At 75.3% G+C, this 13,043-nt stretch carries 12 protein-coding genes; 7 read left to right on the forward strand and 5 right to left on the reverse strand.

The window, feature by feature from the left end; all coding sequences use genetic code 11:
- Positions 1 to 19 precede the first annotated feature (19 nt).
- A complete protein-coding gene (locus ACFRMQ_RS27455) occupies positions 20 to 1,252 on the forward strand; it encodes an MFS transporter (RefSeq protein ID WP_380733332.1) in 1,233 nt (410 codons plus the stop codon).
- Positions 1,253 to 1,356: 104 nt separating this feature from the next.
- Here ACFRMQ_RS27455 and ACFRMQ_RS27460 read toward each other — a convergent pair whose 3' ends face one another.
- The 4 genes from ACFRMQ_RS27460 to ACFRMQ_RS27475 all read right to left on the reverse strand — a co-directional run bounded on the left by ACFRMQ_RS27460 (position 1,357) and on the right by ACFRMQ_RS27475 (position 5,606).
- Positions 1,357 to 2,277, reverse strand: coding sequence for a LysR family transcriptional regulator (locus tag ACFRMQ_RS27460; protein WP_380733333.1), 921 nt, complete (start codon positions 2,275 to 2,277; stop codon positions 1,357 to 1,359).
- 9 nt (positions 2,278 to 2,286) lie between these two features.
- Positions 2,287 to 3,534 (reverse strand): phosphotransferase family protein, encoded by a 1,248-nt coding sequence (locus ACFRMQ_RS27465; protein WP_380733334.1) that lies wholly within the window; start codon positions 3,532 to 3,534, stop codon positions 2,287 to 2,289.
- A gap of 78 nt (positions 3,535 to 3,612) precedes the next feature.
- Positions 3,613 to 4,470, reverse strand: coding sequence for a PhzF family phenazine biosynthesis protein (locus ACFRMQ_RS27470; protein ID WP_380733343.1), 858 nt, complete (start codon positions 4,468 to 4,470; stop codon positions 3,613 to 3,615).
- Positions 4,471 to 4,508: 38 nt separating this feature from the next.
- Positions 4,509 to 5,606 (reverse strand): DUF5937 family protein, encoded by a 1,098-nt coding sequence (locus ACFRMQ_RS27475; protein ID WP_380733335.1) that lies wholly within the window; start codon positions 5,604 to 5,606, stop codon positions 4,509 to 4,511.
- A 101-nt stretch (positions 5,607 to 5,707) separates the two neighbouring features.
- On the opposite strand from ACFRMQ_RS27475, the gene ACFRMQ_RS27480 reads away from it, so the two are divergent.
- The 5 genes from ACFRMQ_RS27480 to ACFRMQ_RS27500 all read left to right on the forward strand — a co-directional run bounded on the left by ACFRMQ_RS27480 (position 5,708) and on the right by ACFRMQ_RS27500 (position 10,228).
- Complete coding sequence (locus ACFRMQ_RS27480; RefSeq protein ID WP_380733336.1) at positions 5,708 to 6,970, forward strand: MFS transporter; 1,263 nt, start codon at positions 5,708 to 5,710, stop codon at positions 6,968 to 6,970.
- A 134-nt stretch (positions 6,971 to 7,104) separates the two neighbouring features.
- Positions 7,105 to 7,908 (forward strand): MBL fold metallo-hydrolase, encoded by an 804-nt coding sequence (locus ACFRMQ_RS27485; RefSeq protein ID WP_380733337.1) that lies wholly within the window; start codon positions 7,105 to 7,107, stop codon positions 7,906 to 7,908.
- Positions 7,909 to 7,915: 7 nt separating this feature from the next.
- Positions 7,916 to 8,347 (forward strand): nuclear transport factor 2 family protein, encoded by a 432-nt coding sequence (locus ACFRMQ_RS27490; RefSeq protein ID WP_380733338.1) that lies wholly within the window; start codon positions 7,916 to 7,918, stop codon positions 8,345 to 8,347.
- Positions 8,348 to 8,464: 117 nt separating this feature from the next.
- Positions 8,465 to 9,712: an NAD(P)/FAD-dependent oxidoreductase gene (locus ACFRMQ_RS27495; protein WP_380733339.1), complete on the forward strand. Its 1,248-nt coding sequence runs from the start codon at positions 8,465 to 8,467 to the stop codon at positions 9,710 to 9,712.
- Positions 9,713 to 9,760: 48 nt separating this feature from the next.
- Entirely contained in the window at positions 9,761 to 10,228 is a 468-nt protein-coding gene (locus tag ACFRMQ_RS27500; protein ID WP_380733340.1) for a DUF3592 domain-containing protein, read from the forward strand.
- Positions 10,229 to 10,345: 117 nt separating this feature from the next.
- Here ACFRMQ_RS27500 and ACFRMQ_RS27505 read toward each other — a convergent pair whose 3' ends face one another.
- Complete coding sequence (locus ACFRMQ_RS27505; protein ID WP_380733341.1) at positions 10,346 to 10,900, reverse strand: universal stress protein; 555 nt, start codon at positions 10,898 to 10,900, stop codon at positions 10,346 to 10,348.
- Between the two features lie 272 nt (positions 10,901 to 11,172).
- On the opposite strand from ACFRMQ_RS27505, the gene ACFRMQ_RS27510 reads away from it, so the two are divergent.
- Entirely contained in the window at positions 11,173 to 12,963 is a 1,791-nt protein-coding gene (locus ACFRMQ_RS27510) for an oleate hydratase (RefSeq protein WP_380733342.1), read from the forward strand.
- The last annotated feature ends 80 nt before the right edge of the window (positions 12,964 to 13,043 follow it).

The raw sequence follows: 13,043 nt of genomic DNA on the forward strand, positions 1-13,043 counted from the left end.
GGCTGGTGAGCTGGGTCGCATGACAAACGCGGAAACCGCTGCGGCCCCCCACCCGCGGACCCCCGAAGACCTCGACCCACCGGCCGGTCCACCCACCGCCCACCGCTGGTTCCCGGTCCTCGCCGTCGCCCTCGCCACCTTCACCCTGGTGTCCTCCGAGATGATGCCGGTCGGCCTGCTCACCCCGATGTCCCACAGCCTCGGCGTCACCGACGGGGCCACCGGCCTCTCCCTCACCATCACCGGCCTGATCGCCGCCGCCCTCTCCCCCTTCGCCCCGGCGCTCGTCGGCCCGCGCGACCGCAAGGCCGTCCTGGTCGCCTTCATGCTGCTGCTCAGCCTGGCCAACGCGGTGACGGCGCTGGCCCCGGACTTCGCCGTCCTCGCCGTCGGCCGGGTCCTGCTCGGCGCCGCCATGGGCATCGTCTGGGGCCTGGTCGCCAGCCTCGGCCCGCGTCTCGCCGACGGCCCCCGCCTCGCACTGGCCATGACGCTGATCTTCTCCGGCGTCTCCATCGCCTCCGTCCTCGGCGTCCCGCTGGGCACCTACCTGGCCGCGCTGCTCGACTGGCGCGCCGCGTTCTGGGCACTCGCCCTGCTCGGCGCGGCCTCCGCCGCCGTCCTCGCCTCCACCCTGCCCCCGCTGCCGGCACGACGGCGCGCACGACCGGACGGCCTGGCCGGCGTCCTGCGCCACCGCGGCGTCGCCACCGGAGCCGTCATCACCGCGTTCGTCGTACTCGGCCACTTCGCCGGCTACACCTACGTCCGCCCGGTCCTCGAAGCCGACGCCGGTCTGAGCACCGGCACGATCGCCACCTGCCTGCTGGTGTACGGACTCGCGGGCGTCGCCGGGAACTTCACCCTCGGCCCGCTGTCCGGGCGCCGCCCGAAGACGGCCGTCACCCTCGCCCTCGCCGGCGTCACCCTCGCCACCGCGCTGCTCGGGTCGGCCACCGGCGGCCTCGTCACCGTCCTGCTCGTCCTGGTCCTCTGGGGCGTCTCGTACGGCGGGGTGTCGGTCTCCACCCAGACCTGGTTCCGCCTCGCCGACCCGGCCCGGGTCGAGGCCTCGGCGGCCCTCTGGGCGGGCGTGTTCAACGCGAGCATCGCGCTCGGCTCGCTGGCCGGCGGACTGGTCGTCGACCGGGCCGGCGACCACGCCGTACTGCTCACCGCGGCCGCCCTGGCCGGCGCCGGGCTGCTGCTCACCCTGTTCTCCCGGCCCGACCGGCGGGCGGACCGGGCCTGACCGGACGGCGGACGGACCGGGCCTGACCGGACGGCGGGCTGACCTGGCCTCGCCTGGCCCGATCTGACCGGACGGCGACCCTGACCGGCGGGCTCGGCGCCGGCTCAGTCGACGTGCCCGGCCAGCCGCTCGACGAACTCGCCCGTCAGCCGGTGCGGCCGCCCCTCCCGCTGAACCACCTCCAGCGTGCTGAACTCCAGCTCGGGCACCGGCAGGAAGCGGACGTCCGGCCGCTGGACGTACGCGGCGCTGCGCTCGCACAACAGCAGGCCCTGACGGGTGCCGGCCACCATCGACAGGCCCGCCTGGATGGTGGCCGCGCCCGCCGCGTAGGTCAGCTCCCGCCCGCTCGGCGTCCGCCGGGGCGCGTTCACCTCCCGCCAGTACTCGGGCGCCGGACCACGCGGCTCGATCAGCGGCAGCTCGGCCAGCTCGTCGGCGGTCAGGCCCCGCGCACCGTCGAGGCGCCGCGCGGCGGAGACCGCCACGAACACCGGCTGCCGGGAGAACTCCAGCAGCACCTCCAGCCCCGGCTCCCGGCACGGGGCGAGCACGATGGCCAGGTCCACCTCACCGCGGGCGAGGTCGGAGAACGGGTCCGCCCACGGCAGTTCGACCAACTGCGTCGTCCCCTCCGGCAGGCTCGCGACCACCCGGGCGACCGGCTCGTACACCGCGCACTGGAAACCCAGCCGCAGCGGCCGGGCCGTCGCGGCCCCCGCCCGGGCGGCGTCGTAGCCCTCCCGGAGCCGCTCGAAGGCCGGTACCACCTGCTCGGCCAGCGCCCGCCCCAGCTCGGTCAGTTCGACCCGGCGGCTGGTCCGCCGGAACACCGGGGCGCCCACCCGGCCCTCCAGGCGCTTGATCAGCTGGGAGACCCGGCCCTGCGAGACGCCCAGGCGCAGCGCCGTCCGCCCGAAGTGCAGCTGGTGGACGAGGACGGAGAAACACTCCAGCTCCTGCAACGGCAGCTCGGGCAGGACGGCGATCCCGGAGGGCCCGGGGGCCGGCGTCGGTCGTTCCACCCCGGCAGTCTACGTCGGGCTGCCGGCCGCCCCGCAGGCCAGCGCGGCACGCAGCTCGGCGGCCGGATCCCCCTCGTGGTACGGGCGTTCGCTCGGCTCGATGTGGTCCAGGAACTCCTGGTAACGCAGGGCGTACGACACGTGGTACAGCGGCTCGGCGAGTTCGAGGGCGCGCTCCGGGTCGGAGCCGGGAGCGTGGCGCCGCCAGGCCTCCGCCCAGACCCGGGCGTGGTGGCGCCAGGCCTCCGGGGCGAGGTAGGCGCGGGGGCGCAGCCCGTCCAGGGCGGGGTGGCCCAGGCAGGAGTCGGCGTAGTCGACGACCACCGTGTCCACGCCGTCGGAGCGCCAGTTGCCGGGGTGGAAATCACCGTGCAGCAGCGTCTCCGGGAGGCCGCAGGCGGCGAGCCGCTCCAGCAGACCGGGCAGCGCGGCCGTGAAGCCGGACAGCCGGTCCCGTTCCCCGGCGGTCAGGTCGGTCTCCTCGGGCAGGCGGTCCAGCAGGGCCGTCAGCTGGGCCGCCAGCGCGCGGGGCGTGCGGTCGCGCAGGCCGGCCAGGTCGCCCGGGCGGGAGGCCAGCGCCGCCTGCGCGGCGACCAGGCGGGGGACGACGTCGGCGACGGTCCCGGCCGACGGGTTCCAGCAGTCCTCGCCGGGGACGTGGTCGAGCAGCAGCCGCCCGCCGGCCGGATCGGCGGCGAGGACGGTCGGCACGAGCGTGCGGTCGACGCCGCCGAGCAGCGCGATCACCTCGCCCTCCCGGGCGTTGAACGCGGGCGTCGTGGTCTTCAGCCAGGCGTCGGCGCCGGTCGCGGTGGGGAGGCGGAAGAGGCCGGAGAGGTTCCAGGTCCGGATCTGCCGGGCGGGCGCGGCCAACGGGCGGCCGGCGGCGGCCAGTTCCTCCCGCGCCCAGTCCAGGGCGGCCCGCAGCCCCTCCGGGGTGGCCCAGGCGGCGCGGCGTTCGGCCGGGCCGAGCAGCGCGGCCGTCCCGGCGTCCGGGGCGCCGGCGGCCGGCGCGGCGGGCCGGCTCAGCGCCTCGGCGTGGTACCGGACCCGCCCACCGTGTCCGGGCTCCTCGCTGCGCCCCTCGACCAGCCGCGCCACCAGCACCGGCACCCCGGCCAGCTCGGTGGCCCGCGCGACCACCTCGTCCACCGAGGACCACCAGCCGAGGTCCGCCTCGAAGGGGCCCAGCTGCCCGAAGTACTCGTCCCCGTAGGTGAGATCGACCGTCACGGTCCGGTTGCTCGCTCGCTGCATCGCAGCAGCTTGGCCCACCACCCCGGACCGGGGCCAACGGTTTTCCGCGCCCGCCGCGGTGCCGGGCCCTGTCCGGCCCTAGCCGATCGCCACGGCCGTGCCCGACACCCGTACCCGGGTGTCCTCCGTCCGCAGCTCGACCCGCAGCACGCCCGGACGGCCCAGGTCGTCGCCCTGGCGCAGGGTCAGCACCACCGGGGCCGGCGCCGCGCCGAGTTCCCGCAGGTACGCGCCGAAGGCGGCCGCCGCGGCGCCGGTGGCCGGGTCCTCGACCACGCCGCCGACCGGGAACGGGTCGCGGACGTGGAAGACCTCGGGCGCCTCGCGCCAGGCGAGCTGGAGGGTGGTCAGGTCGCGGGCCCGCATGTAGGCGGCGAGCCCGTCGAAGTCGTAGTCCAGGCGGGCCAGCCGCTCGCGGGTGGCGACCGGCAGGACCAGGTGCCGGGCGCCCGCGTAGGCGACCCGGGGCGGCAGGGCCGGATCGAGGTCGGCGGCGGACCAGCCGAGCAGGGCGAGCGCCTCCTCGACGTCGGCCGCCGACACCTCCTCGACCTTCGGTTCGACGCTGGTGAGGGTGGCGCGCAGCAGCCCGTCGGCCCCGCGCTCGATCTCGACCGGGACGTCCCCGGCCGCGGTCTCGAACACGTACCGCCCGGGGCCGACCCGCTCGGCCAGCGCGACGGCGGAGCCGACCGTCGCGTGCCCGCAGAACGGCACCTCGGCGAGCGGGCTGAAGTACCGCACCCGGTAGGTGCCCTCGCCGGAGCCGGCGGTCAGGAAGGCGGTCTCGGAGTACCCGACCTCCGCGGCGATGGCGAGCATCCGCTCGGTGGTCAGCCCGGTGGCGTCGAGCACCACGCCGGCCGGGTTGCCGCCCTCGGGGCGGGTGGCGAAGGCGGCGTAGCGCAGGACGGTGGGTGCGGCGTCGTCGTTCATGACCGGACGAACGTCCACCTCCCCGGCGCTGTTCCCGCTCATCGCAGCACCGCTTCCAGCAGGTCCGAGCCGAGCCGGGCGCTGCCCGCCAGGTCGAGTTCGTAGAGCATGTACCGCCCGCGCCGCCGGGCGGTGAGCAGCCCGGCCTTGCGCAGGACGGCCAGGTGCCGGGACACCTCCGGGGCGCTGAGCTGCCAGGCGGAGGCGAGTTCGCCGGTGGTGTGCGGGCCGCGGGCCATGGTGCGGGCGAGGCGCAGCCGGACGGGGTGGGCGAGCGCCTCCAGGCGCTGCTGGACGAGGGCGAGCGAGACGGGCTCGGGCAGGCCGGTCTCGGCGACGGGGTACTGGAGGACGGGCCGCCAGCCGCGCTCGTGCACCACCAGGAGGTGCGGGCGGCCGAAGGCGGTGGGGATGAAGGTGACGCCGCCCGCGTCGGTGCCGCTGGTGGTGTTGTCCTGGAGCTTGTCGATGACGATCCGGCGCCGCCCGTCCGTGCCCTGGTCGAGGGTGACGGAGGGCGAGATGCCGGCGAGTGCCTCGGCGAGGCCGTGGCGGGCGAGCAGGTCGGCCTTGCGCCGGGCGTCGGCGGCGAGGTCGGGCAGGACGCGCTGCCAGGCGTCGGCGAAGAACGCGGACCGGCAGTCCTCCAGCATCCGCCGGACCAGGGCCCGGACGGCCGGTGGGTCGGCGAGCAGCCGGTCGGCGAAGGCGGCCTGCCGGGGGCCGCGGGCGAGGGCGAGTTCCCGGGCCCGCTCGTTGGCGGCCGGGTCGGTGAGCGGGGAGCCCATCCGGTGGGTGAGCCGGGAGGCGCCGCAGGTGGTGATGAGGGCGGCGGCGACGTACCGCTCGTCGTCGATCCGGTCGACGGCGTCGAGTTCCTCGGTGAGGGTGGCGCCGGGCAGGCCGGGGACGAGGAAGTCGGCGCGCGAGGAGCGCCAGAGGAAGTCGGCCTCCAGCAGCCGTTCGGACAGCTCGGGCGGGATCGCGGCGGTGGTGGCGCCGGCCCAGCCGTGCAGCGCGGGGTGGTGCGCGGGCTCGGAGAGCACGTGCAGCATGGCGTTCAGTTCGCCGAGCGGGGAGGGAGTGAAGAGCAGCCGCTCGTCGGGCAGGCCGGTGATGTCGATCGTCAAGCTCACACCGGCGATCCTGTCACCCCCCGTCGGCCGGGCCCGCGCGGATTGACGGTTGACGTCAATCCGCGTGCCGGAGGGGCCGCGCCGGGCCGACGGTACCGGCCATGAACCTGATCCGGGAGAAGTCCGCCGAGCCGGTCGCCCACGAGCCCGTCGCCCACGTGCCGGTCGCCGGCCGCCGGGGCCCGTCCGCACTGCTGGGGCTGCTGACCGCCGCCGGCGGCCCCCGCTACGCGGTCGCGCTGGTGGTGGACGCGGTGGGCGGCGGCCTGCTGCGGCCGTTCCTGCTGCTGTACGGCGTGAGCGTGCTGCGCCTGGACGCCGGTGCGGCGGGGCCGGCGCTCTCGGCCGGGATGGTGGCGGGCCTGCTGGCGGTGCCGCTGACCGGCCGCTGGATCGACCGCGGTGCCCGGACCCTGCCCGCCGCCGTCACGCTGGTGCTGCGGGCGGCGGGTGCCCTCGTCCTGCTGCTCGCGGACGGCCTGCCGGGGTTCACCGCGGCGGCGGTGCTGTTCGGGGTGGGCAGCCAGTCCTGGCCGACCACCCACGCGGCGGTGGTGAGCACGCTGACCGAGGGCCGGCTGCGGGACGCCGCGTTGGCCGCCGGGCGGTCGCTGCGCAACGCCGGCATGGGCGCGGGCGCGCTGCTGGCCACCCTCGCGGTGAACGGCGGGGCGGGCACGATCCGGCTGCTGGCCGGGGTGACCGGCGCGGCCGCGCTCGGCGCGGCCTGCCTGGTGGGCTCGCTGCGGGTCCGGGCGCCGAGGCAGGACCGGCCGGCCGACCCGCGGGAAAGGGCGGAACCGCTGCGCCGGATCAGCCTGCTGAGCCTCGCCAACGTGCCGTACGCGTTCTGCTTCGACGTGCTGGAGGTGGCGCTGCCGGCGCTGCTGGTGCTGCACCTGCACGCCTCGCCGGCCTGGTCGTCGGGCATCTTCGTCGGCAACACGGTGCTGGTGATCGCCCTGCAACTGGCCCTGGTGCTGCGGCTGGCGGACCGTTCGCGGCGTGCCGTGCTGGCAGCCTCCGGGGCGCTGCTCGCGGTGTCGTACCTGGGTTTCTGGGCGGCCGGCTCGTTGGGGGGCCTGTCGGGGGCGGCCGGCATCGCGGCGGTCTCGGTGCTGTACACGCTGGGCGAGATCCTCTACACCGGCTCGGGGACGGCGCTGGTGGCGTCCGTCGCCCCGCCGCACCTGCTCGGTCGGGCGCTGGCGCGCTGGGAGCTGTCGTCGGGGGTGGGCCGGGCGGCCGCGCCGGCCGCGCTGACGGCGCTGCTCGCGGTCGGCCCCGGGGCGCTGTGGGTGCCGCTCGCCGCGGCCACCGCGCTGGGGGCGCTGGCGGTGCTGCGGCTGGGCCCGGCGCGGTGACGGCGTCCGCCCCGGGCCGGGGGTGCCCGGCCCGGGGGTGCCCGGCCCGGGGCGCGGCCCTTCCGGATGCGGACGCCGGGCCGAGCACGGATGCTGGCGGCGTGGCGCGCCCGTCCGGAGGAAGGACCCCCAACGTGAGTGCTCTTGACTTCGAGATCATCGACAGCCCCGACAGCTCGCTCAACAAGACCTCCGTCCTGGTCACCGGCCCGCAGGACGCCCTGCTGGTGGACGCCGGGTTCACCCGCTCCGACGGCCGCCGCCTGGCCGAGCGGATCACGGCGAGCGGCAAGCGGCTGACCACCGTGTTCGTCAGCCACGGCGATCCCGACTTCTACTTCGGCGCCCAGGAGGTCCAGGACGCCTTCCCGAGGGCCCGCTTCCTGGCCACCGCCTCGACCGTCGAACACATCCAGGAGACGTACGAGGCCAAACTGCGGGCCTGGGCGCACCTGGGCCCCGAGCTGCCCACCCGGCTGGTGCGGCCCGAGGTGCTGCACGGGGACGAGCTGGTCTTCGAGGGGCACCGCTTCGAACTGCGCGGCGCCGACTTCCACCTGCCGGACCGGCACTACCTCTGGCAGCACCACCACCGCGCCGTACTGGGCGGGGTGCTGCTCTTCGAGGGCCTCCACGTGTGGACGGCCGACACCCCCGCCCCCGCCCAACGGACGGCCTGGATCGACCTGTTGGACGGCATCGAGGCGCTCCACCCGACCTGGGTGGCGGCCGGCCACCGGGTCGCGGGCGCGCCCACCGACCTGAACGCCGTCGACCACACCCGCGCCTACCTGCGCGCCTTCGAGACCGAGATCGGCCGGGCCGCGGACGCCGCGGCCGCCAAGGAGGCGCTGGAGCGGCGGTTCCCGAAGCTGGGGCTGCGGATCGCGGTGGACATCGGCACCAAGGTCGTCATGGGCGAGATGGCGTGGGGGTGAGCGGGCCGTGATCGACATCCCCCGGGACGTCTCCGCCTTCGCCGAGTCGTCCGCCCCCGCCGACGTGGTGCGCCGCCAGTACCTGGCGTCCGCCCAGGGCGACCTGGCGGCGCTGCGCGCCACCCTGGCCGAGGACGTCGAGTGGACCGAGATGGCCGGCTTCCCGCTGGCGGGCACCTACCGCACCCCGAAGGGCGTGACCGCCAACGTGATGGAGCGGCTGGCCGCCGAGTGGGACAACTGGACGGCGCACGACGACGACTACGTGGTGGACGGCGAGACCGTGGTGGTCCTGGGCCGCTACACGGCCGTCCACAAGGACACCGGAAAGCCGCTCGCGGTCCGGGTCGCCCATCGCTTCACGGTGCGCGGCGGCCGGATCGTGCGCTTCGAGCAGTTCACCGACACCGCGCTGGTCAGGGCGGCGATGACCGCCTGAGGTCTTGGGTTCACTCGAACGGGCGAGCATGGCGCGGCGCGCCCGGCGCGGCCTCGACAGACCACCCGGACGGCGGCAGGCTGGCCCCGATCCGCGGTGGAGAGCGAGGAGTCGAACATGACCGACACGGGCACCAGTGGGCGCGAGCGTCCGATCGTGATCGTCGGGGCGTCCCTGGGCGGCGCGAAGGCGGCGGAGGCGCTGCGCGAGGCCGGCTACCGGGGCGGCATCGTCCTGATCGGGGAGGAGCACGAACGCCCGTACGAGCGGCCCCCGCTGTCCAAGGGCTACCTCCAGGGCAAGTCGCCCCGGGAGAAGATCTACGTCCACCCGCCGCAGTGGTACGCCGAGCACGACGTCACGCTGCGGCTGGGCACCGGGGTGGCCGCGATCGACCCGGCCGGGCACACCGTGACGCTCGCCGACGACGGCCGGGTGGAGTACGCCAAACTGCTGCTGACCACCGGCTCGGTGCCGCGCCGACTGCCGGTGCCGGGAGCCGACCAGGACGGGGTGCTCTCCCTGCGCCGGGTCGAGGACAGCGACCGGATCCGGGCGGCACTGCGGCCGGGCGCCCGGATCGCGGTGATCGGCGCGGGCTGGATCGGCCTGGAGGTGGCGGCCGCGGCCCGCGAGGCGGGCGCGGAGGTGACGGTGCTGGAAACACTCGAACTGCCGCTGCTGCGGGTGCTCGGCCGGGAGGTCGCCCAGGTCTTCGCCGACCTGCACCGGGACCACGGCGTGGACCTGCGCTTCGGCGTCAAGGTGACCGAACTGACCGGCGAGGGCGGCACGGTGAGCGGTGTGAGGCTCGCCGACGGCACGACGGTGGCGGCCGACGCGGTGGTGGTCGGCATCGGCATCGCCCCGGCCACCGGCCTCGCCGAGGCGGCCGGGCTGGAGGTCGACAACGGCATCAGGACCGACCGGCACCTGCGCACCTCGGACCCGGACGTCTACGCCGCCGGCGACGTCGCCAACGCCTACCACCCGCTGTTCGACAAGCACATCCGGGTCGAGCACTGGGCCAACGCCCTCAACCAGCCGCAGACCGCCGCCCGCGCCCTGCTCGGACAGCCGGACGCGGTGTACGACCGGATTCCGTACTTCTTCACGGACCAGTACGACCTCGGCGCGGAGTACGTCGGGTACGTCGAGCCGGACGGCTACGACCAGGTGGTGTTCCGCGGCGACCCGGCCACCCGCGAGTTCATCGCGTTCTGGCTGTCCGGCGGCCGGGTGCTCGCGGGGATGAACGTCAACGTCTGGGACGTCACCGACCCGATCCGCGAACTGGTGCGCTCGCGGCGGGTGGTGGACACCAAGGCGCTGGCCGACCCGGCCGTGCCGCTCGACGCGCTGTAGCGCCCGGGCCCGGGCGCCGCCCCGGCGGGCCGGGGGCAGCCCGTCGGCGTGATACTGGAGCCCTGGGGCTTCTCGGGCAGGCTCGGGCAGGGAGACGCGGTGGGCGGTACGGCCGGATTCGCCGTGGTGGTGTTCGGCGCGCTGGGCGGCGTGGTCGCCTACCTCGCCGGGGTGGTCGGGCTGCGCGAACTGCGGCGGCTGCGCCGGGTCGGTGTCCCGGCGCGGGCGCTGGTCCGCTCCCGCGCCCAGGCGCCGGAGGAGCGCGCGCTGCCGCCGCGGCCGCTGCTCCAGTTCGCGACCGAGGACGGGCGGGTGGTCGAGGTCTTCTCCCCCGTCCCGTCCACCGCCCGCCACCCGCTGCCCGACGGCGGCTTCGTCCCGGTCCGCTACGACCCGGCGGACCCGCGGCAGGTCCTGGTGGACGGCCGGGAGCGCGCCGGGCTGGAGTACGGGTTCCTCACGCTCGGGGTGCTGGTGGTGATCGGCTCGATCACCCTCGGCGCGGCGGTGCTCTGAACGGCGCGGCCGGGCGGAAACCGAACTGCCTGGCCGACCGTCACCTCGACGGCCGGGCGGCCGGCTGCGGCGGCCGGATGGCCGCGCTCACCCTGTAGCCGCTCGCCCGCGCGCCACTCAGCCGCGCGCCGCGCGGGCTTCGGCCTCCGGCGCGAACGGCCGGTGCCGGCGGTGGGCCTTCTCCAGCCGGTGCAGGTCGTCCAGCAGGGCGGGCGCCGGGACGGTCAGGACCGGGCAGACCGCGCGCCGGGCGCAGTGGCCGGGCACCGGGCGCCGCAGCCGGCGGTGCAACGGGCCGCCGGCCCGGCCGAGGACCAGCAGGTCGTCCGGCCGGTCGGCGATCTCGACCAGGGCCGGTCCGGTCTCGCCGCGGACCACCAGCGGGCGCAGCGGCACACCGGGGTCGGCGCCGCCGAAGGCCGCGTCGAGGGCGTCCCGCAGGCGTTGCCCGGCGGCCTCCCGGACGGCCGCGAGCAGCGGCGGGCAGGGCGAGCGCCGGTAGCCGTGTTCGCCGCCGGGCGGCTCCCAGGCGTGCACCGGCACCAGCACGGCGCCCCGGGCGCGGGCCTCGGCCAGACCGCGGTGCAGCGCCGCCAGACTCCCCAGCGACCCGCTGACCCCGACCACCACCCGGGGCATCGCGCCGTTCCCGTCCCGTCCGTTGCCGTGCATGATCCGTCCTCGTGTGGTCGCGTCCTCGGTCGTCCTCCAGCCAACCGCCGTAGCGGCGTTGACCTGCTCTTCTTGACGGCTTCCTGACGTCCCGGGCGGTGTTCCCAACGCACTCCATACGCGGCCCACCGGGCACTCGCGCCACCCCCGCCTCACCCGTTCGGCCCAATCAACAGGCGAAGATCACCGACAGGTGGGTGGATGGAGACGGCCCGCCGGGATCCGCACGTCCGACGGGCGGTTCGATGTCGAACGTTCTAGGGAGCACGGGCGTGTACTACAGCAGCGGCAACTACGAGGCGTTCGCCCGGCCGAGGAAGCCCGAGGGAGCCGAGCGCAAGCGGGCGTGGTTCGTGGGGTCGGGGCTCGCCGCGTTGGCGGGAGCGGCGTTCCTGGTCCGGGACGGACAGGTGCCCGGCGAGCGGGTCACGATCCTGGAGCGGCTGAAGCTGGCCGGCGGCGCGCTGGACGGGATCGAGGAGCCCGAGAGGGGATTCGTGGTCCGCGGCGGGCGCGAGCTGGAGGACCACATGGAGTGCCTGTGGGACCTCTTCCGCTCGGTGCCCTCGCTGGAGGTCGAGGGCGCCTCCGTCCTCGACGAGTTCTACTGGCTGAACAAGGACGACCCCAACTACTCGCTCCAGCGGGTCACCGAGCGCCGCGGCCAGGACGCCCGCACCGACGGCCTGTTCGCACTCGACGACAAGGCGCAGAAGGACCTGGTCCGCGTCTTCCTCGCCACCCGTGAGGAGGTGGAGGGCAAGCGGATCGACGAGGTCTTCTCGCGGAACTTCCTGGACAGCAACTTCTGGCTGTACTGGCGCACCATGTTCGCCTTCGAGGAGTGGCACGGCGCGCTGGAGATGAAGCTCTACCTCCACCGCTTCATCCACCACATCGGCGGCCTGCCGGACCTGTCGGCGCTGAAGTTCACCAAGTACAACCAGTACGAGTCGATGGTCCTGCCGCTGACCCACTGGCTGATGGACCAGGGCGTGGAGTTCCGCTACGAGGTCGAGGTCACCGACATCGACTTCGACCTCTCCCCCGCCACCGCCGACGCCCCCGGCCGCAAGCAGGCCACCCGCATCCACTGGCGGGAGTCCGGCCGGGAGGGCGGCGTGGACCTCGGCCCGGACGACCTGGTGTTCACCACCATCGGTTCGCTCACCGAGAACTCCGACAACGGCGACCAGCACACCCCGGCCCGGCTGGACGAGGGCCCGGCACCGGCCTGGGACCTGTGGCGCCGGATCGCCGCCAAGGACCCGGCGTTCGGCCGCCCCGAGGTGTTCTGCGGCAACATCGCCGAGAGCAAGTGGGAGTCGGCGACCGTCACCACCCTGGACCCGCGCATCCCGCACTACATCCAGAAGGTCGCCAAGCGCGACCCGTTCGGCGGCGGCGTGGTCACCGGCGGCATCGTCACCGCCCGGGACTCCTCCTGGCTGCTGAGCTGGACGGTCAACCGCCAGCCGCACTTCAAGCAGCAGCCCGCCCATCAGATCGTCGCCTGGGTCTACTCGCTGTACGTCGACCGCCCCGGCGACTTCGTGAAGAAGCCGATGCAGGAGTGCACCGGCGAGGAGATCACCCAGGAGTGGCTGTACCACCTGGGCGTACCGGTCGGGGAGATCCCGGACCTGGCCGCGAACGCCGCCCGCTGCGTGCCGGTGATGATGCCGTACGTGACGTCCTTCTTCCTGCCCCGGCACGCGGGCGACCGGCCGGACGTGGTGCCCGAGGGCGCCGTCAACTTCGCCTTCATCGGCCAGTTCGCCGAGACCACCCGGGACTGCATCTTCACCACCGAGTACTCGGTGCGCACCGGCATGGAGGCCGTCTACCGGCTGCTCGGCGTCGAGCGCGGCGTGCCCGAGGTGTTCAACTCCACCTATGACGTGCGCAAGCTGCTCGCCGCCACCACCCGGCTCCGCGACGGTGCCGAACTCGACATCCCGGGGCCGGAGTTCCTGCGCAAGCGGCTGCTGCGCCGGCTGGACGCCACCGAGATCGGCGAACTGATGCGGGAGTTCGGCCTGATCGAGGACGAGCGGAGGTAGCCGCCGCGCGCGGAGCACGCCGACGGGCGGGCCCCTGGGAGCGCGGGAGGCCGGTCACGGCCGCCCCGCCGCCCGGGGCC

Origin of the sequence: Kitasatospora sp. NPDC056783 (genome assembly GCF_042789895.1) — a bacterium.
In the GTDB taxonomy this organism is placed as follows: Bacteria; Actinomycetota; Actinomycetes; order Streptomycetales; family Streptomycetaceae; genus Kitasatospora.

What these genes read in the sequence shown, in the direction of transcription:
- ACFRMQ_RS27465 (WP_380733334.1), bottom strand. Translation starts at nt 3,534, where the DNA reads ATGCAGCGAGCGAGCAACCGGACCGTGACGGTCGATCTCACCTACGGG.
- ACFRMQ_RS27455 (WP_380733332.1), top strand. Translation starts at nt 20, where the DNA reads ATGACAAACGCGGAAACCGCTGCGGCCCCCCACCCGCGGACCCCCGAA.
- ACFRMQ_RS27470 (WP_380733343.1), bottom strand. Translation starts at nt 4,470, where the DNA reads ATGAACGACGACGCCGCACCCACCGTCCTGCGCTACGCCGCCTTCGCC.
- ACFRMQ_RS27505 (WP_380733341.1), bottom strand. Translation starts at nt 10,900, where the DNA reads ATGCACGGCAACGGACGGGACGGGAACGGCGCGATGCCCCGGGTGGTG.
- ACFRMQ_RS27495 (WP_380733339.1), top strand. Translation starts at nt 8,465, where the DNA reads ATGACCGACACGGGCACCAGTGGGCGCGAGCGTCCGATCGTGATCGTC.
- ACFRMQ_RS27480 (WP_380733336.1), top strand. Translation starts at nt 5,708, where the DNA reads ATGAACCTGATCCGGGAGAAGTCCGCCGAGCCGGTCGCCCACGAGCCC.